This is a genomic window from Mucilaginibacter sp. SMC90, from assembly GCF_022811725.1.
Classification (GTDB): Bacteria; Bacteroidota; Bacteroidia; order Sphingobacteriales; family Sphingobacteriaceae; genus Mucilaginibacter.
Map to the genome: position 1 here is coordinate 5,756,182 of NZ_CP094527.1, position 19,029 is coordinate 5,775,210.

Below are 19,029 nucleotides of genomic sequence, written 5' to 3' on the forward strand. Positions count from 1 at the left end.
CTACATTGATGTAATTTCATTAATGGTTAAGAATGCTGCCTTAGATTGCTCGTCCGGCAGCACTTTCAAACGCAATCAATCAATAGTCAACCGTTTTATATATTTGCTTTAAGCAATTGCTTAAATTTATGCCAAAAAAATTTAGATGCCCAGCATCCGCTTAATTAACACGGGCAACAACTGCCTTCTTTCGTTCAGCAATTCTGAAAATGCTTTGTCATCCATATCGGTAGACCGCTGAAACATTGAGCGGCTCATGTGCGGAAAAAGGATCATTCCCATTACCGTCATGATTAGCTGAACAGGGTTAAGATCGGGCATTACCTCCTGCATTTGTTTTGCAATAACGGCTTTCGTCATCCCATGCTGCGTTTTAAAAAGCTCCCCAAGCTTTTCAGGCCGGTTATGGATTTCGCTCATAACAAAAAGCGTCAGCCCCGGTTGCTCCAGCAATACTGACGTATAATAATCAACAAGCTGTTCGATCTTTTGGCCCAGTGACGTGTCCGGATCGTTGACAATGGGAAATATTTTACCGAAAAGCGTTGCAACCTGTTCTGCCATAACAACTTCAAAAAGCTTTTCCTTAGTCCGGTAATAATAATTTACCAGTGCATTATTGATATCTGCCTCATCAGCGATCTCGCGGGTTGTCGACGCTGCAAAACCTTTACGCAAAAAAACTTTTTCAGCTGCCTTTTTGATCTTTTCTTCTGTCGATATTTCTGCTATTTTCTCCATCAAACAGTGCAAAGGTAAAGCGAATAAATTTATTAAGCAAGCGCTTAAACCATTTATTCAATATTTAATTTCACCATGCCGTCACAGCTTTTAAAATCTTTCAAACCCCGGTTTAAAAGAGGTTACTTTGCTATTTCTGGGATCCTGTTTTCAATGTACATCCGCTCCCGCTATCAACTTAGCGCGTTTGGTAAAAGAACAGGTGAGCTACCTTAGCCGGCTTTGAGAAGACAACTTACCGTTAACCATAGTTATCTGTCCCACCCGCTTACATTTATCTAACACATATTTATTAACCTTGTGACCGTAAGCAAATATGGCAGGGTAGTTTTAAAAAAAGCTCCTTAGTTGTTTTTGCTTTACTATTAACCAAATGCTTGGCTACAATTTGCTAATCAACATTAAAAATGTACATACTGTAATCAGGGAGTGTTGCGACAGCGATCTCTTGCTGTATCTAAGGATACCTTTTTACTTTCGTCGCCTGCCAGGTACAATTATTCAATATCCGGTTTAGGTGGTAGAAATCTTATATTGGTATCTATCTTGGGGGTTATCTTAAAGTTAGTTACACTGGTAAATGTTATAATTGTGTCTTTCAATTCATACCATCCCTTTTGCTTTAATGAAATAAAGGCATAATGTTTAAGTTTATTCAATAATTCAGGGGGCTTATCTCCATAAACATAATAATTCGAAACTCCTCCCTTGTTATCATAAACAAGGGCATTGAAAGAGGAGCCATCCTGCAGATGAGCATCTTCATATTTGGCATTAATTTTCGCAACAATCAAACTATCTACAAGGCCTTTTAAGTCGGCAATATTCAGATGATTATTAACATAAATACGATCTGTTTTCAGCGTACTTTTCTTTAAATAGGCTTTACCATCATTGTAAATTTTAATAGAATATGAATGAGACCAGCCGTTATCAAACGTATAATCTATAATGACCATTGCCGGCTTCCTGTCACTATTACAGCAGCAGAAAAATATCATTAATAAGAATATTGTAAGCTTATTGTGATTTGCCATGTATATCAATTTGAACTCCGCCCGAATAATTCCAAAGCTTTTGCATTAATTGCTCCGGAGCTTTGCCGCTTTTGTTAGTTTGGTTGATTTCCTGCATAACTTTGAATCCTTCTAATGGCCAGCGGCAATCGGGATAAAAGTACAAAACGAGAGTAAAATCGCTTCAAAAGCCTTTGAATCAAATGATTTAAGGGTGTTTTTTATTTCCATGCAAAACGGCAAAATCGCCCAAAACTGGATCAAACTGATAAACAAGTATTTAAAACGCACTCCAAAATGTAAGATGGATCGGCCAGATCAATTAAACAAAAATTCCCTCTCCTGCCCCTCGCTAAATTGCCCCTGTGTTGATAGTTTTTTTATCCCGGCTAAAGCCACGGTGTTTAATTTGATAGCACCAAAACTGACCTTAATACGTAGTGATCTCCCTTTTTTACCCGCTGTTACTGTTGCGCTTCCCCAGGCGTAACCATTTGACCAGAAATAAGTACCCGGTTTGGACGTGATCACGAAACTGCCGTCGACGGCTGAGTAATGAAATTTACTGATAGCTGGTATGGCCGACCAGCTTGCCATAGCCCTAACGTAGTGGTTACCGCACTCTTCTTCGTTAAAGGGATTGCGTTTGTAGCCATCGTAGCGGCTACGCACATCGCTAATTACATTCAGCGCTGCTGCATCCATGCCCTCGTAATAAAGACCGGTGGCTGCAGTGTACTCAAGACCGGTCCATGCTTCGTCGCCATATGAAAGTGGGATGGCGGGGCGCTTTGAAGGGTCAGGGTAAGCCGTGATCATCAGCCCGGGTTCATCCCCAAGAGCGTACGATCGCATGTTATTAAACCTGTTGCCAAAAGTTTTAACTGAATTATATTGCACTACGCTTTTAAGCGCCGCTTTAATATGAACGGAGTCTGCCAGATAGCCTAAGCCGCAGATAAATGCCATATTTTGCCCGGCAAGCTGGTCTACAAGACAGCCTTCTCCTATCTGAAAGTCGGGGTTCTTCAGGTCTTTGGCCCCCATACCTATTTTTAAGCCTGGTGCAATATCCTGTTCTGAATTGGCCGGCCTGATTTTTTGTATGTAATATTTACCGTTGAACAGGTTGGCGTCGGTCCATTTACTGCCATTGCTGAATAATTGATTACAAACTTGTTCAAACTCATTGTCATTCAAATATTTGGCCATAGACGCACAGGCCTTCAGCGCACCGAGGTACCAAAATTCAATTTCCGGGTTAGGCCCATAGTATTCAATGTCCATGGTATTGTGCTGGCATCCCTCCATTACTCCATCCTTGTCTGCATCCCAGCCTCCTTTTATCCAGGCAAAGGCCAGCGCCTTCTTCACGTTGGGCCAGGTATCTTTTAAAAACTGATCATCGCCACTTAGCTGCCACTCCCGGTAAACGCGCATAATACTGCCCATTTGCCCGTCGGCCGCCGCGGCTTTCCAGTTAGCATCTTTTTTCAAAGGAAGGCTCACCCTGAAACTCATCAGTCCGTTATCCGCCAGGGCGTAATTGTATTCTACTTCCCGCATGCGTTTGGCCAGATCACCAAATAAAAACGGTGAAGCAAACTCGTAATTCCACACATGGGTACAATTGCCGTAGCACGAACCCACATTGTTAAATACGCCTTCCCATCCAAAAAAATACCCCTCCTTGTTCCGGAAAGTAGTTTGCGACCGCAGGGTACCTGCATTAAACAACGCTGCTTCTTTCACCGCTGGAGGATAACTACTACTGAGCAGTGTATTTACAAAAGCCAATGTTTTGGCTTCCAGTTGCGGTAGCCTGGGTAGGGTTTTCTCGGCAACGTCCCAGGCATCGGTGTATTGATTGGAGTAATAGTTACCGATAGTAACTTTGTCTTCCCAGTCTTTACGGTTAGGGAAATTCCATGTAAGGAAAAACTCCACTTCCCGGGTTTCATGAGGCTTGAGTTTTAGTTTTACGGCAAGCCCGGCCCTTGGATCATTTATTTTAGTAGCAAAAGACTTATCCTCATACACGCCGTCGTCAGTAAAATCGTTCCACATATCGGCCATATTAGCCCCCCAACCCCGGTTATCAAACTCTGTCCGGTAAGATATCCGCCTGCTTTTATCGGTATTGCTTGTGGTAAGCGCGATAGTACCGTAGGTAGACGCATCACGGTCTACACTATCGGAAGTCATGTAGATACCGGCAAGCTGCCCGGTACTTTTAAAAGCATTGCGGTTGTTCTTAGTACCCAGCGGCACAACTGCGCGGTTAAACTGGCTGAATTCTGCTTTATAACCATCCATACCGATAAAGTTATCCAACGAGCCTGCAACAGCTACATCCAGCATACCGCCGGTAATATTTGTTACCTCATAACGGATCACCGCGATGGGAATACCGCTCGCATCAGCGTCACCGGGAATAAAGGGATTAAAAGTTTTTAGCTTTACCGTAACCGGCATGCCGTTATCCCGGAGGTTTACAGTGGCAAACGGATATGCCGCGTCAAAACTCGATTTGCTGAAGCGCGGTAAACCGTGGCTTGGCGCGTTGCTCCCTTCCGAACCTGCAAACTCGTTTGGCGGGATGGGGCCCAGCAAGGCTTTAGAACGCTTAACGCCTTTGGTATCCCGGGTATAGATCAAAAAGCAAGGTGCCTGCTTGGGCGTTGATGAGCCATAGAAATTAACGCCGGGCTTGTTCATGATCTCCACATCACGCCACTGTCCATTGCCGCCAACAGAGATATTGCCTGTACCTATACCGCCCACAGGCATGGCGATCTTATAGGTTTGCTGGCCTTCATAATGCCTGAGCACCGGCCAGTCCTGGGCCCTTGCCGAAAATCCGGCAACTAATAATAGCAGACAGAGATAACGCATACGGGAAGGTTTTGTTAAATATACGTTTTTTAAAAATATCGCTTACGGCATAAAGCAATTTCTTAAAAGTATAAAAGGTAATCAATACCCGTTCCCGATCATGCAGCGCCTGAACTCGTAACGCGTTAGCCAATTAATGTTGCTCAAACAGTTTTAAATAGTCTTTCATGGGCGATAAACCTACAGCCTTCCTTCTGGAATCGACGTTTAGTGAGTCTTGCACCGGTAATGGTTTAGCACGGTGCGTTTTCAGATCCAGTCTAACCTGTGTACCGTATAATTGCTTACGCCCCTGGTTTATTAATACCCGGTCTTGTAAAAGCGCAAATTTCTCTCCTGGTGCATTATGCCTTTTAACCTCCTTATCCATTATTGATAACACCTTTTGTTGGAAAATCACGTCATTATCACAATGCTGTATGATTGCCCAAAATCCGTCAGTGCCGTCCGTGCCAACTAAAGAATAGCCTGGAAAACCGTACTTTCTGATTATGAGTTTAGCCGCTACCATATTTAAACTGTCCGTCCTGACCATATTCCTATCAATCGTTGCCTCATCGAATACAGACTTTTTACCGTTTTCCAAATTATTTGATTCGACTCTCCACTTTTGATCTGCCTTGAACATGGTCATAATCTTCTTTTGCAGCCCAACGTCTATTTTAGATTGACAAAACCCAACCGTGCACAGCAGGTTGAACAATATAAAACTAAGCAGAAATCTCATAACTAAACCTTTAGGTGAAAGTATGGTTTTACAGCCGTTTTAACAAATTCATTTCTGCTGATAAATCTTTCCCGACTGATCTCTTTCTTGATTACAGCAATCTGAAATACCCAATGGCCTTATTCTTGAGCAGTGTTTATTTCCCTGTTTAGACTGATCAGTTTCGATGGGATAGCCGTGAGATCTTCTATTGCAATTAATTAACAGTTGCCATTTTTGAATCTCCGCCAAAAGTGGCGACTATCAGTTCTGTTTTTCTTTTTAACAGAATGCGGTGCCAATGTCCTTTAGGAACAATCACCAGCTCTCCATCCTCAAGCAATACCTGCTCCTTTTTTGCATCGGCCGGAACTATATCTTCACCTGTATAAGGTGCACTGACCATCTCAATCAGTACCTCTCCTTTAGTGACCATTAACAATTCATCGCCGTCGGTATGCAGTTCCCAGCAATCAGGATGTGTATCTGCTGCTTTTTGGAGACTAAAAAAGAAAAGGGAACAAATGCCGGGTACGGACCGATCTGTAGACTGTGTAATTGCGTTTTTCTCCAGAATATGAATAAAAGTCTGGTGCATCTTTTGTGTTTGCATAGTTATTGATTACTTTATTTATAATGTTAAATGAATATCCGGTTGGTAAATCTCCAGGACACAAGCAGGCCTGGCAAGATCCGTAAATTGAAACTGGCGGTACAAGCCGTGTGCATCTGCCGTATTCAGCATCTTTCTTCTCAAACGCTTTGACCAGGGCTGTTCCAGAATGTGCTGTAATATCTGTTTGGAGATGCCTTGTCCCCGATGTTTCGGTAAAACATAAAAATCGGCGAACCAGCCGAACGTACAGTAATCGGTGATCACTCTACCGAAACCAACCTGCTCCCCGCCAATAAAGGCACCGGCACAAAATGAATTTTGGAGAGAGTCGCTGACTAGTTCATAAGAGATCCCCCTGGCCCAATAGGAGCTTTCGCTCAGGAAATGATGTATGGCTTTAACATCCATATTCTCTTTACCGGTTTTAATAATGATTGCTGACATGACTTGTTTTTTGTTTATGCAAAAGTAGACCGGTTAACCCTGTAGACACAGTTACAGTTTTGCTTATTTTAATAGACACAGTTATCTTTGCGCTATGGGGGACAATTTTTTATATACCGAAATTGCTGGTAACATGGCACGCTTGATCAAAACAGGTGTGTTAAAACCAGGCGAGCGTCTTCCTTCAGTCCGGATGTTATGCAGGGAGCATCACATTAGCATGAATACGGCCAAAAGAGTATTCCTGGAACTGGAGGGACAGTCTCTCATTAAGTCGAAGCCGCAATCCGGTTATTTTGTGAGCGAATTGACGCAGCAACGACTACCGCTCCCGGAAACCAGTCAGCCGCCCCAGGCCGCCGGGGGCAAAGAGCCGGAAGAACTGATCCGGAAGGTATATGCCACAATGGGGAATAAAAATCTTACCCTTTTTTCAATAGGTGTGCCTTCTGACGCGTTACTGCCATTGGCCAAACTAAATAAATCAATGATACATGCCACCCGCGAACTTCAGGATAGCGGCACCGGGTATGAACCGTTGCAAGGCAATGAAAAATTACGGCGAATGATTGCCGCACGCTCATTAGCCTGGGGCGGTAGCCTGCATGAAAATGACCTGGTGACTACGGCCAGCGGAATGAATGCATTATCTTTTTGCATGATGGCCCTGGGCAAACCCGGCGATACCATTGCTCTGGAAAGCCCCTGTTATCCAGGCATCCTGCAACTGGCCACAAGCTTAGGGCTTAAAGTATTGGAGTTACCAACCCATCCCGTAACCGGTGTGGAAGTGGAGGCATTAAAGAAAGCGATCCCGAAAATCAACATTTGCCTCCTGGTGCCTAATTTCAATACGCCCCTGGGCAGCCTGATGCCGGATGAGCATAAAAAAGAAGTGGTGGAACTGCTGGCCAAACATCGTATTCCATTGATAGAGGATGATATTTATGGTGATCTGTACTTTGGCGATCAGCGCCCTAAGTGCTGCAAATCATTTGATACGAGCGGATCAGTTTTGCTATGCAGCTCTGTTTCCAAAACTTTGGCACCTGGCTACCGGGTAGGCTGGATAGCACCGGGCATGTACAAGGAGCAAATCCTGAAACTCAAACTGGTTCATTCGATATCATCTTCCAGCATCACCCAGGAGACCGTAGCCTCCTTTCTGAAAAGCGGACGTTATGAAAACCACCTGCGCCACATGCGTAAAACACTACAGACCAACTACCAACACTATGTTCAGGCCATCACCGAATACTTTCCCGAAGGCACCCAGATAAGCAGGCCGCAGGGCGGGCTTGCTCTCTGGATAGCGCTCGATAAAAAGATCAATACTACCCTGTTGTTTGACCGGGCCTTAAAACAACAGATCAGCATTGCTCCAGGCCGGATGTTCACGCTGCAGAACCAGTTTGAAAACTGCATGCGGCTTTCAATCGGCCTGCCCTGGTCTGAAGAAATACGACAAAAATTAAAATTGCTTGGCCTCATTGCAGCTGCCACACGACAACCGTAGAATCAAATCATTAACCTAAAAGTTAAATTAATCCGTGCCCTCATCGGTTTCGCAATTTTGGCAATATGACGCTCAAAAGCCCTCTGAAGAGCGGACTCAAGCAGCAACAAATAATCATACACCTATCCCAGATCAAACAATGTCGTTTCCGATTCCGGCCCCTTAAAATTAGCGGACCGGCGAGGTCACTTAAGGTGAATGATAAAGACGATTTGCCAGTCGTTATAAAACATTAACAACCATGAAAAAGCTTAAGAAAATTTCGATTTACAAACCCTGGCAAATTCCCGCTTAAAAAAATGGAGCACCTGGTTATTTCTTACAATGGCCTATCGATAAACTTTTATCAACTCGCCCTGGTCATAGCATTATTGCTTTTTGATAACCAGTCATAAAAGGGGCTGTTGCCAAAAAACAGCCCCTTTTAACTCCCCTGCCAACTTGAATTATTTACGACGGGCAATTGGTTTAGGAAATACCATATTCTTTTTAGCCCAATTGTGCCATAAACTGTCGAGGTTACGGACCTTATCAGGGTATTGTGATGCTAAATCGTTTATCTCTGTTCTATCGGTTGCCAAATTGTAAAGGTGCCAGGTACTATCCTTACTTACAGATACCAGCTTCCAATCGCCTAAACGGGCATAACGGGCACCAAAATGCTCGTTAAATAATTGCTCATGCCCAAGCGATTGCCTGCCGCTGAAGGTTGGTACCAAACTAATGCCGCTGCTTGGCGGAATAGTATGACCTTTGTAAACCGACGGATATTTTGCACCGGCCAGTTCAACAAAAGTGCTCATAAAGTCCATTACGTGGCCAATATGGTCATTAAATCCGCCTTTGTTAACAGTAATTCCTTTGGGCCAGAAAGCTATCATAGGCGTATGGGTACCACCTTCGTATGATTCCTCTTTCCAGTAACGATAAGGGGTATTGGCCACGTTAGCCCAGCGCGGCCCTATTGACGAATAGGTAGTTTCCGGGCCCGGCGGCGCTTGCTTTTTGGTAGCATAAACAATTGACCGTCCATCGCGGGTTTCGCTTGGACGATCAAAGCCGGGGCCATAATTAGCGCATATCTCTGCACTTGCCCCGTTATCTGATAATACAACAATGAGTGTATTATCCAGCTGACCGGTTTGCTTTAGTGCGGCGATGATCCTGCCTATACCCTGATCCATGCAATCAATCATGGCGGCGTGCACAGCCATAGCCCGTTCATCCCATTCTTTGTCGGGGTTGTTTTCCCAGGCCAGGTCATTATCGATACGCTCAGGAAGTTTAGTTGTTTTCGGATCGATAAGGCCCATTTTTACCATCTTGTTATAACGAGCTTTCCGGATAGCGTCCCAGCCCCCTTTGTAGGTATCCTTATATTTAGCTATATCTTCAGGTTTAGCCATCAGTGGCCAATGCGGCGCATTTTCGGCAACGTAAAGAAAAAATGGTTTATCAGACTTCGCATATCCTTTAATATAGGCTACTGCGGTGTCGTTTATGGCATCGGTATGATAGTAATTTTTTGGAACGGTTTTAATCGGCGTTGTGCCACTAACCAAACTAAATGGATCGAAAAAATCCACCACTCCCCAAATGGTACCGAAATACTTTTCAAAGCCACGGTTTGTAGGATACTGGCTTAGCGGAGAAAACTCGCCAAACTCCTTCTGATGGTTCATCCAGGCCAGCTGCTCTTGTTTGGTGGGCTGCCCATTAGTATTTGATACGTGCCATTTGCCCGACATGGCAGTATGATAGCCTGCTGCTTTTAGTACTTCGGCTAAAGTAACCGCGTTTTCGGTGATATGGCCCTGGTAGCCGGGCTCATCTTCGGCATCGGTCATTTTGCCTATACCTGCCTGGTGATTGTATAGCCCTGTAAGCAACGAAGCCCGCGTTGGACAACAACGCGATGTATTATAAAACTGCCTGTAGCGGATGCCATTACCTGCCAGGTAATCAATATTAGGCGTATGAATTTCGCCACCGTAACAGCTCAAATCCGAAAAGCCCATATCGTCGGCCAGGATGACCACAATATTCGGGCGTGGCGGTTTTGGTGTCGGTTTGTGCTGAACAGGCTTATCAAAACCCGCAAATACGGCTACTGCAGCTATAGCACTTAGCGTTACTACTATCTTAATTTGATATTTTTTAACAATCATAATCTCTCCTGTATTTCATAATTATACTAAAAACCATCGGGATCGTAGTAATGAACTACAACCCCGATAGATTCATCTGTTGCAATTAATAACCCGGATTTTGTACACAAAGCTTGTTTGCGTCAATTTCTGTTTGCGGAATCGGGAACAAAAGTTTAACGTTGGTTACATTGGTTGCTGATATTCCTCGCGCGGTAGCCAGTGAAAGGAATTTTCCCTGGCGAATCAGGTCTTCCCTACGTTTTCCTTCGCCCACAAATTCCCAGCCGCGTTCGCGTAAGATGGCATCACGAAAAGCGTCTTTCGTACCTGCATCGGTTAATGATAATTCAGGTATACCAGCGCGGGTACGAACCTGGTTTATCAGCGCAAAAGCATCGGCTGTTGGCCCATTCAATTCATTGAGGGCTTCAGCACGGGTAAGCAGGATATCGGCATAGCGGATAATGGGAACATCGGCTCCGCCGTTATTACCTACCTGGCTATTATCCCAGTATTTAAAACAACGGGCATTATCGTTCGGCAGCAGATCAACTGTTACGTTACTGTTGTTGATAAAAGACGTACAGATGGTGGCCAGGCGTTTATCAGCCGCTGCGTATGAACTTACAAATGCAGTCCGCAACCGGTAATTGGTAGCAAAGATTGACATGGTTGACTTATAGGTGTAATTAGGGAATTGCGGGCTGCTTTTATATCCTACCGGCAACGCACCACACTGGTACCAGTTACTGTAATTGGTTTCATTGCGGCAAGGCAGTACCAGCAGCATTTCCTTATTCTGTTCATTTTCGGTACGGTACATATCTGCGTAAACAGGGTAAAGAGCGTAATAGCCAAAGCTAATGATTGCCTGGCTTGCATCAGCTGCTTTTTGCCATTGTTTGGTATTGAGGTAAAATTTGGCCAAAATACCATTGGCATTACCCTTGTTCAAACGACCAAAACTCGCTTCCTTACCCGGATCAGGCAAATCAGCTAATGATTGAGTAATCTCTGTTTCGATAAACGTTTTAATATCCTGATCGCTTGCGCGGGCCAGGTCGCCGGGCTGCGTTGTAGATGTACGCAATGGTACCGGGCCAAAATAGCTGTATAAGAAAGCGTAAGCCTGTGCACGGAGCACACGGGCCTCGGCTTTATAAAGCTTTTTGGTAGCATCTGCAGTACTAACGTTGTCTATATTTTCAATCACGCCATTGGCATCCCTTATAGATGCGTAAGCCGGCCCCCAGATATCGGAAGCAAAAGTTGTAAGATTGGAAGTCCAGTTAAAGTTAATGATCTGCAATAGCTGTGCATTTTCAGCGCCGTCTGTATTATAGCCTACATCGGTACAATCCTCCGAATCATTGATCCAAAACCTTGAATTGGTTTGGTTTTGTTCATTAGCATAAGATGAATAAAGCAGCGAACGGATACCCGGTTCAGATGTTAAAACATTGCCGGGCGAAAATTCCGATTTGGGAGATACATCCAGCGCCTTTTGGCAAGATGATAAGTATAAGGCTGCAAATAAGGGGAGTATATATATAATTTTCTTTTTCATGATGGAGATTACTATGATGGCTTAGAATTGAGCATTAACACCGGCTGTAAATACCCGTGATAACGGATAGGTATTGTAATCAATACGCAGCACGTTGTCGCCTATGGCGTTAGCTGCCGGATCAGAACCGGTGTATTTGGTAATCGTGAACAGGTTTTGCCCTGTTATAAATACGTTAACATCCCTTACAAACTTCAGCTTAGAAACCGGAACTTTATAGTTTAACCTTACCGATTGCAGGCGCAGGTATGAGGCATCTTCTACCGTGCGGCTATTAACCTGAAGCTGCCCTTGTACGTCACCCGGCAGGAACGAAGGGTAAGCGTTAGTAGGATTAGTAGGTGTCCAGCGGTTCAGATAGGGCTCTGCCAGTTTGTTGCGGCGATAGTCTACGGGGTAGTAAGCGTCAACCAGGCTACTGTTTAACATTTTGCCGCCTTGCTGACCTTCTATAAAGATATCTAATGTTAAAGGCTTGTAGCTGATGCTGGCATTGAAACCATAATAAAAATCAGGCAACGATTTACCGATAACCACCCTGTCGTTGGTATTGATCACGCCATTGCCGTCCACATCATGATATTTCAGGTCGCCTGGCCTTACGCCCGCCTGCACTTTTGAAAAATCATCACCTTTTTGCCAAACGCCATCTACTATATAACCATAAAATGATCCCAGAGAATAACCCGGTTTAAGGATACCTACCTGGCCTATGTTACCCGGTCCGCTGCTGATGAACTGCGATACCGGCCCCAGGCTAAGCACGGTGTTTTTAAGTGTGGTAATATTACCGCCAAGATCGATCCTGAACGCATCGCCTTTTACGGCTGTACCTTTTAACGAGAACTCAAAGCCCCTGTTGCGCATACTGCCAACGTTACTTGTACGGGCAGCAAAGCCAGTACTTGGGGGCTGCGGCACATCGTATAAAAGATTATACGTTTTACGGTTATAATATTCGATGCTACCTGTTAAACGGGAATCAAACAAGGCGAAATCAACACCGGCATCCAACTGGCGGGCCGATTCCCATTGCAAATCGGGATTTGAACTGCGGGTAGGTTGCAGTGTAGAAACACGTGCGCCGTTGAATACAGCATCCCTACCGGCCGAATAAGTAGAATAATAAATATAATTGGCATTAGGCTGGTTACCGGTAACACCGTAACTGGCACGTAACTTCAGGTCGCTGATGGTTTTGTTATTTTTCAGGAAGCTTTCTTCATGAATACGCCAGGCTAAAGCTGCCGAAGGAAAATAACCAAACCGATTGTTTTGACCGAAACGGGCCGAACCATCAGCCCTGATAGATGCCGTTAACAAATACCTGTTTTTAAAGGAGTAATTTACACGGCCCAGGTATGAAATCAGGATGTTTTCCTGGCTTCCGTTGCTTACGCCATTTAATGTGTTGTTACCAGTACCCAGCCCATTATAAGTCAAATCAGGCAGTGCAAATGATTGTGAGTTGGCAACAAGTGTACTTGAAGTATAACGCTCGTAAGTAGCACCCGCAACAGCAGTGATCCGGTTATCAGGATTAAAATCCTTGTTGAAGTTCAGGGTTCCTTCGGCAAGGTAATACCCTCTTTTGCCATCCCTTACATCGGCGTAACCATTGTATGACGCCCCGGTGATGGTAGTAGGATCTATCCAGTAATTGCGCTGGGCATCATTTAAATCGGCCCCTACCCTAACTTTGGCAGACAGTGAAGGGATAAAGAAATATTCGGCATAAATGTTTCCGAAAGTACGGTAGGTATCACCTACACCATATTGCCCGTTAATAACGGCCAAAGGGTTATCCATGGGCGACATCAATGGCGAACGAAAATAGCTTCCATCGGTATTATATACCTGTGCAGTAGGGTCATAGTTTTGTGCCATGTAAAGTGCACTTCCGTTGTCGTTAAGCCCCACACCTGTGGCGTTGTAATTGTCGCGGGTATAGGAGGTTGTGAGGCTCATACCAACGGCATACTTGTGTGCCTCTGATGTTTCCAGGTTGATCCGGGCATCATAGCGGGAAGTACCTGATTTAAGCATGATACCTTCCTGGTTAAAATAACCTGCTGATATAAAATAGTGTGTATTATCACTCCCCCCACTAAAAGACACATCATGCGACTGAATCGACGCTTTTCTGAGCAGCAGTTTTTGCCAGTCGGTATTCGCATTAGTTCCTGTTACTTTGGTGGTACTCAGGTTGCCTTCATCAATTATCGAGTTTATTACCTGAGTATACTGGTCGCCGGTCATGTAACGCTGCAGGTTTGCTGCATTCTGTTCACCAAAGGTGCCGTTATAGGCAACTTTTAATTTCCCGGAAGTGCCGCGTTTTGTAGTAATGAGCACTACGCCGTTGGCACCACGTGAACCATATATAGCGGTTGCCGAAGCATCTTTTAAAATTTCGATCGAAGCAATATCAGATGGATTGAGTGAACTCAAAGCCGATCTGTTATTAGGGTTGCTTGTGGTACCGCCCGGACTTGCACCGCCAATAGCCACACCATCATTTGCCGGCAAACCATCTATCACGTATAGTGGATCATTGTTGCCGGTAATAGAGGTGATCCCCCTCACCTGTACGCTCATGGCCGAACCTGGTTCGCCGCTTTTTTGGTACACTTGTACGCCCGATGAACGGCCAAGCAAAGCCTGCTGTACGTTAAGATTAGTGGCCTTGGTTAAGTCGGATGCTTTAAGGGAAGTTACAGCTCCGGTAACATCACTTTTTCTGACGGTACCATAACCTACTACCTGTACCTCGTTCAATGCCCGACTGTCGTCCTCAAGCTTTACATCAATGCTACGCTGGTTTTTTATGGCTACCTCTTTGCTCAGGTAACCTACGTAAGAAAATACCAGGATCTGGTTACCCTCTGTAAGTTTAATACTGTAACGCCCCTGCGCATTAGTAACAGTTGCGGCGCCTCCGCCTTTTAAAGCAACTGTTACACCAATAAGCGACTCACCACTTTTGGCGGCGGTAACAATACCGGTAACTGTTTGCTGCGCATAAGCCCCGAAAGAGCTGATGAGCATGAACAGCAACAGTAGTTTCCGGGGCTTGTTTAAAAAAGTAAGAATTGTATTCATATGATTGGTTTTAAAAATTGAAAGCTCGATAAATAAGGATTAAAGTTTATATAGTCTATAGAAGTAGTATATTTTTATAATACATTCGCACCATAATGAAAACCCTGTATAGAGATTTCATTTAGTTGTTCAGGACGGCAATTTTAAGGTAAATTACAATGGCACATCAGCACGGATGTTTAAATAAGCAGCACAAACGTTCATTTAATGCGAACGGAATCCGCGATTTTCTTTTTCTTAACCAGTACCCTGAAAATTCTTTCAACTTTATGTCGGTATCACAATGAAGAGAACCTTTTACTATTGCCTGCTGGTTCTTCTTATACCGTTCTCTTCTGTTTTTGGCCAGGATTTCAGTTTCAGGAAGGTGTCGGCTGATAACGGCCTTTCGCATAATACCGTTTATACTATTTTACAGGATGCAAAAGGTTTTTTATGGTTCGGGACCAGAGAAGGGCTAAACCGATACGATGGTTATACGGTAAAAAACTACTTCATCAGCGGCAGCCGTCCCGGTTCATCAGCCAACCGCATCAGCTCCCTGCTTTATCTAAACAGTAATATATATATCGGCACAGACAACGGACTGTATCGCTATGACGAACAATTGGATAAGATTGATCTGCTACCATTAACTAAAATTCCGCTTTCGGTACAGGGAATTACAGCCGTTGGTTCATCTGTTTACATAGGCACAAATAATGGCTTTTACCAAATCAAAGATGAAAAAACCATTCGCTTACCTGTTGCAAGCGGCCAGTCAATCACCGCAGTAACCGCATTGGCAGGCAATCGCTTTCTACTGGCCGCCAGCGAACGATTATTTATTGCCGATAAGGCCGGGCGACACCTCAAAACGATAATTGCAGGCAGTACAGCCGGAGTAAAAGCTGATTTTACAATTTTCAATATTTGTCATGAAAAAAATAAAGACTGGCTATGCAGTAACCAGGGTTTGTTTATGCTTGATGAAAACAATTGGTCTTTATCAAAAATTAAGTTCACTGCTGATGAAAGTACAGAAAGTAACACAGTAAGAGCTATAAGCCGCTCTGTCGACAATAAGCTGATGATAGGCACAGAAAACGGCCTTTACGCATATGATGAAAAGCTTCAGCAATCGGTTAACTACGGACAATCATTTGATAACAATCCTAAAAAACTGAACGATAAGGCCATCTATTCGGCATTTACAGCTAAAGACGGTTCGGTATGGCTGGGCACTTATTTTGGCGGAGTAAATTATATTCCCTCGGTGAGTTATGGCTTTGGGAGCATCCTCGCAAGCGAACAAAGCGGCCATCTTAACGGCAAAGCCGTAAGCCAGCTAATGGAAGACAAACATCATCAGATCTGGATAGCTACGGAAGATGGCGGAATTTCTTTATATAATACTGCTAAGCAAACATTTACAAATATCAATGTCCGCTCCAGCCCATTTTTCCTGAATATCAATAATGTTCACGCTATTTATGATGACAGGGCCGGAAGCATTTGGGCAGGCACTTTCCTGGGGGGCTTACACAGGTTTAATCTCCAAACTCAAAAAACAACCATCTACACCAATCGCCCCGGCGATACCACCAGCCTGTGCAGCAATCAGGTGTATGCTGTATTAAGAGATTCAGTAGGTATTTTATGGATTGGTACACAGCACGGGTTAAATACTTTTGATTACCACACAAACCGCTTCAAACCATTTAAACCCGAACTGTTTACTAACGAATTTATTTATGATATAGCAGAGGGTAAGAGCGGTGAGCTTTGGTTTTGTACCCGTTGGGATGGCTTACTGCGATATGAACGAAAAACAGGTAAAATTACCCGTTACAAAGCTACCAGGCATAAAGGCGACCTGCCGGGCAACCAGGTTATCAGTATTTATAAAGATAGCAGGCAAACCCTTTGGTTTGGTACACTTGACGGGGGCGTTTGTGCCTACGATCCCGCAAATGATAATTTTAAAGTATTAAATACCGACAACGGACTGCCCAATAATAACGTTTACGGCATACTGGAAGATGACGATCACCAATATTGGTTCTCTACCAACCATGGCCTGTCATGCTACAATCCGCAAACCCATCAGTTTGTTAACTATGACAGCCGTTATGGGTTACCCAGTAACCAGTTTAATTTTAAATCTTTCCTTAAAAGCAGTGACGGTAACATGTACTTTGGCACAGTGCATGGCTTGTGTTATTTTAACCCGCAACTCATTAAGGCACAGCAGCCGCGCCGGGTCCCTTTAGTATTTACCGGCTTTCAACTATTCAATGATGTCCTTACCCCTGATGACAAAGGCCCCCTTCCCCGTCAGATAGATAACATGGAGGCTATTAATCTCGACTACGCTCAAAATATATTCGGAATTAGTTATGCAGCACTTAACTACAGCAATGTGCGTGCTGTTAACTATGCTTATTACCTGGAGGGCTTTGAGAAAAAATGGAATTTTGTTGGTAATAAAAGTATAGCTACATATACAAGCCTTCCGCCGGGCAAATACACATTTCACGTAATGGCGCTCGATGTGTCGGGCAAGGCTCTTGGCGAGCCACGAAGATTGGTTATTCATATAGCGCCGCCGTTTTATCGTACCACCTTCGCTTACCTTATATACCTTGCACTAATTTTGGCGGCTATTGTTCTTTACACAAGGTTTATTAGTTTTTTGAACGCCAAAGAACTGGAGATTCAACTGGAACGCCTCGAGAAAGAAAAAACAGCGGCACTCACCCAGCATAAGCTCAACTTTTTCACCTTCATATCGCATGAGTTTAAAACTCCGCTTACCCTGATCATCGCTTCGGCAGAAAAATTCATGGAGCGGCATAAAACCGGTAGCGGAAAAACTTCCGAATTATCAGTTATCAAAAACAATGCATCCCGTTTGTTTAACATGATACAGCAGCTCATGGAGTTCAGAACAATCGAAACTGAGCACACTGCTATCAAATTAAGCCGAAATGACTTCGTGAAATTTGTGAAACATACTACCGAAGCTTTTAATACACTATCTCATGATAAAGGCATTCAACTAAATGTAACGGCCAGCACTGATAATTACAACTGCTACTTTGATGCAGACAAGGTTGAAAAGATCATTTCCAATATACTGTCAAATGCCATTAAAAACACCGCCGAGGGGCAGATACATGTTGAATTGAGCTTTGAAACCACGGCTAACGGATCTGTAAACAGCACTATCCTGATAACAGATACCGGTAAGGGTATGACAGCAACCGAACTGGAAAACATTTTTTTGCCCTTTTATAAAAGCGCCGACAGTAATACCGGCAGCGGCGTAGGAATGGCGCTGGTTAAAAGTCTTGTAGCCTACCTTGGCGGGGAGGTAACTATTAGTAGCTACCCCGGAAAAGGCACCTGTGTAAAGCTGGTTTTGCCAATTGAAGAGTTGACGGGTTCAGATGTCTATGAAGTAAAAGTTGATGACCACGAACCGGCTTTGCCCCCAACAGTAGTTAACCAGAGCAACGGAACAATCCATACAATTTTGGTTGCAGAGGACAACAGGGAATTACTGGCTTTTTTGGCCGACCACCTGGGTAGTAACTACAAAGTTATTCAGGCCTCTAATGGCCAAATGGCTTTAAACAAATTATTAAAACAAATACCTGACCTGGTGATCAGCGATATCAGGATGCCCAGGATGGATGGTATTGAGCTTTGCCGCAAAATAAAAACCGACGAAACCTATAATCACATCCCCGTGATCCTGCTGTCGGATGCCACCCGCGAACATATTAAGATGGACGGGCTTGACGTTGGTGCCGACGCTTACCTTGCAAAGCCATTTAACCTGAAGGAGATGGACCTGATGATAGCCAACATGATCAAATCAAGGGTTAAGTTGCGGGAACAACTACTGGATATGAGCAAATTCGGACTGGATAAACTCCCCAGAAACAACAAAGACCAGGAGTTTTTGTCAAATCTTGGCGTGGTGCTGGAAGACTATTTTGCCGATCCTCAGTTTAGCGTGGAGCAAATGGCAAGCGAACTTCATATCAGTCGTACCCTGCTGCACCTCAATCTTAAAAAGATCCTTGATAAAAGTGCCAATCAGCTCCTGAACGATTATCGTTTGAAAAAAGCAGTCCTGATGCTCAAAAAATCATTACCCATTAATGAAGTTGCTTATTACTGCGGTTACAGTGATCCGAATTATTTTAGCCGGATCTTTAAAAAAACTTACGGCACAAGTCCTGGTTCGTTTCGCACCGAGCCGGAAAAATACCCGGAGATCTGTTAA

The 19,029-nt window shown here is 44.1% G+C and carries 11 protein-coding genes; 2 read left to right on the forward strand and 9 right to left on the reverse strand.

What is annotated here, in order from left to right:
• Window positions 1-141: 141 nt before the first annotated feature.
• The 6 genes from MTO98_RS23835 to MTO98_RS23860 all read right to left on the reverse strand — a co-directional run bounded on the left by MTO98_RS23835 (window position 142) and on the right by MTO98_RS23860 (window position 6,418).
• The gene (locus MTO98_RS23835) at window positions 142-741 is read right to left on the reverse strand and encodes a TetR/AcrR family transcriptional regulator (RefSeq protein ID WP_243481484.1); all 600 of its coding nucleotides are present in this window, start codon (window positions 739-741) and stop codon (window positions 142-144) included.
• Window positions 742-1,238: 497 nt separating this feature from the next.
• Window positions 1,239-1,778, reverse strand: a complete 540-nt coding sequence (locus MTO98_RS23840; RefSeq protein WP_243481485.1) for a hypothetical protein — start codon at window positions 1,776-1,778, stop codon at window positions 1,239-1,241.
• 297 nt (window positions 1,779-2,075) lie between these two features.
• Window positions 2,076-4,652 carry a GH116 family glycosyl-hydrolase gene (locus tag MTO98_RS23845; RefSeq protein ID WP_243481486.1) on the reverse strand — a complete coding sequence of 859 codons (2,577 nt, stop codon included), beginning with the start codon at window positions 4,650-4,652 and terminating at the stop codon, window positions 2,076-2,078.
• Between the two features lie 133 nt (window positions 4,653-4,785).
• Window positions 4,786-5,379: a DUF6624 domain-containing protein gene (locus MTO98_RS23850; RefSeq protein ID WP_243481487.1), complete on the reverse strand. Its 594-nt coding sequence runs from the start codon at window positions 5,377-5,379 to the stop codon at window positions 4,786-4,788.
• A gap of 196 nt (window positions 5,380-5,575) precedes the next feature.
• The gene (locus MTO98_RS23855; protein ID WP_243481488.1) at window positions 5,576-5,971 is read right to left on the reverse strand and encodes a cupin domain-containing protein; all 396 of its coding nucleotides are present in this window, start codon (window positions 5,969-5,971) and stop codon (window positions 5,576-5,578) included.
• 18 nt (window positions 5,972-5,989) lie between these two features.
• Complete coding sequence (locus tag MTO98_RS23860; protein WP_243481489.1) at window positions 5,990-6,418, reverse strand: GNAT family N-acetyltransferase; 429 nt, start codon at window positions 6,416-6,418, stop codon at window positions 5,990-5,992.
• A 94-nt stretch (window positions 6,419-6,512) separates the two neighbouring features.
• On the opposite strand from MTO98_RS23860, the gene MTO98_RS23865 reads away from it, so the two are divergent.
• Window positions 6,513-7,934 (forward strand): PLP-dependent aminotransferase family protein, encoded by a 1,422-nt coding sequence (locus tag MTO98_RS23865; RefSeq protein WP_243481490.1) that lies wholly within the window; start codon window positions 6,513-6,515, stop codon window positions 7,932-7,934.
• A 446-nt stretch (window positions 7,935-8,380) separates the two neighbouring features.
• On the opposite strand, the gene MTO98_RS23870 is transcribed toward MTO98_RS23865, so the two are convergent.
• From MTO98_RS23870 to MTO98_RS23880, 3 genes are all read right to left on the reverse strand, one after another.
• A complete protein-coding gene (locus MTO98_RS23870; RefSeq protein WP_243481491.1) occupies window positions 8,381-10,102 on the reverse strand; it encodes an arylsulfatase in 1,722 nt (573 codons plus the stop codon).
• A gap of 85 nt (window positions 10,103-10,187) precedes the next feature.
• Window positions 10,188-11,651: a RagB/SusD family nutrient uptake outer membrane protein gene (locus tag MTO98_RS23875; RefSeq protein WP_243481492.1), complete on the reverse strand. Its 1,464-nt coding sequence runs from the start codon at window positions 11,649-11,651 to the stop codon at window positions 10,188-10,190.
• A gap of 21 nt (window positions 11,652-11,672) precedes the next feature.
• On the reverse strand, window positions 11,673-14,753 hold the full coding sequence (locus tag MTO98_RS23880) for a TonB-dependent receptor (protein ID WP_243481493.1): 3,081 nt from the start codon (window positions 14,751-14,753) through the stop codon (window positions 11,673-11,675).
• A gap of 283 nt (window positions 14,754-15,036) precedes the next feature.
• Between MTO98_RS23880 and MTO98_RS23885 the strand changes: the two genes are divergently transcribed.
• Complete coding sequence (locus MTO98_RS23885) at window positions 15,037-19,029, forward strand: hybrid sensor histidine kinase/response regulator transcription factor (RefSeq protein WP_243481494.1); 3,993 nt, start codon at window positions 15,037-15,039, stop codon at window positions 19,027-19,029.

What these genes read in the sequence shown, in the direction of transcription:
- MTO98_RS23835 (WP_243481484.1), bottom strand. Translation starts at nt 741, where the DNA reads ATGGAGAAAATAGCAGAAATATCGACAGAAGAAAAGATCAAAAAGGCA.
- MTO98_RS23840 (WP_243481485.1), bottom strand. Translation starts at nt 1,778, where the DNA reads ATGGCAAATCACAATAAGCTTACAATATTCTTATTAATGATATTTTTC.
- MTO98_RS23845 (WP_243481486.1), bottom strand. Translation starts at nt 4,652, where the DNA reads ATGCGTTATCTCTGTCTGCTATTATTAGTTGCCGGATTTTCGGCAAGG.
- MTO98_RS23850 (WP_243481487.1), bottom strand. Translation starts at nt 5,379, where the DNA reads ATGAGATTTCTGCTTAGTTTTATATTGTTCAACCTGCTGTGCACGGTT.
- MTO98_RS23855 (WP_243481488.1), bottom strand. Translation starts at nt 5,971, where the DNA reads ATGCAAACACAAAAGATGCACCAGACTTTTATTCATATTCTGGAGAAA.
- MTO98_RS23860 (WP_243481489.1), bottom strand. Translation starts at nt 6,418, where the DNA reads ATGTCAGCAATCATTATTAAAACCGGTAAAGAGAATATGGATGTTAAA.
- MTO98_RS23865 (WP_243481490.1), top strand. Translation starts at nt 6,513, where the DNA reads ATGGGGGACAATTTTTTATATACCGAAATTGCTGGTAACATGGCACGC.
- MTO98_RS23870 (WP_243481491.1), bottom strand. Translation starts at nt 10,102, where the DNA reads ATGATTGTTAAAAAATATCAAATTAAGATAGTAGTAACGCTAAGTGCT.
- MTO98_RS23875 (WP_243481492.1), bottom strand. Translation starts at nt 11,651, where the DNA reads ATGAAAAAGAAAATTATATATATACTCCCCTTATTTGCAGCCTTATAC.
- MTO98_RS23880 (WP_243481493.1), bottom strand. Translation starts at nt 14,753, where the DNA reads ATGAATACAATTCTTACTTTTTTAAACAAGCCCCGGAAACTACTGTTG.
- MTO98_RS23885 (WP_243481494.1), top strand. Translation starts at nt 15,037, where the DNA reads ATGAAGAGAACCTTTTACTATTGCCTGCTGGTTCTTCTTATACCGTTC.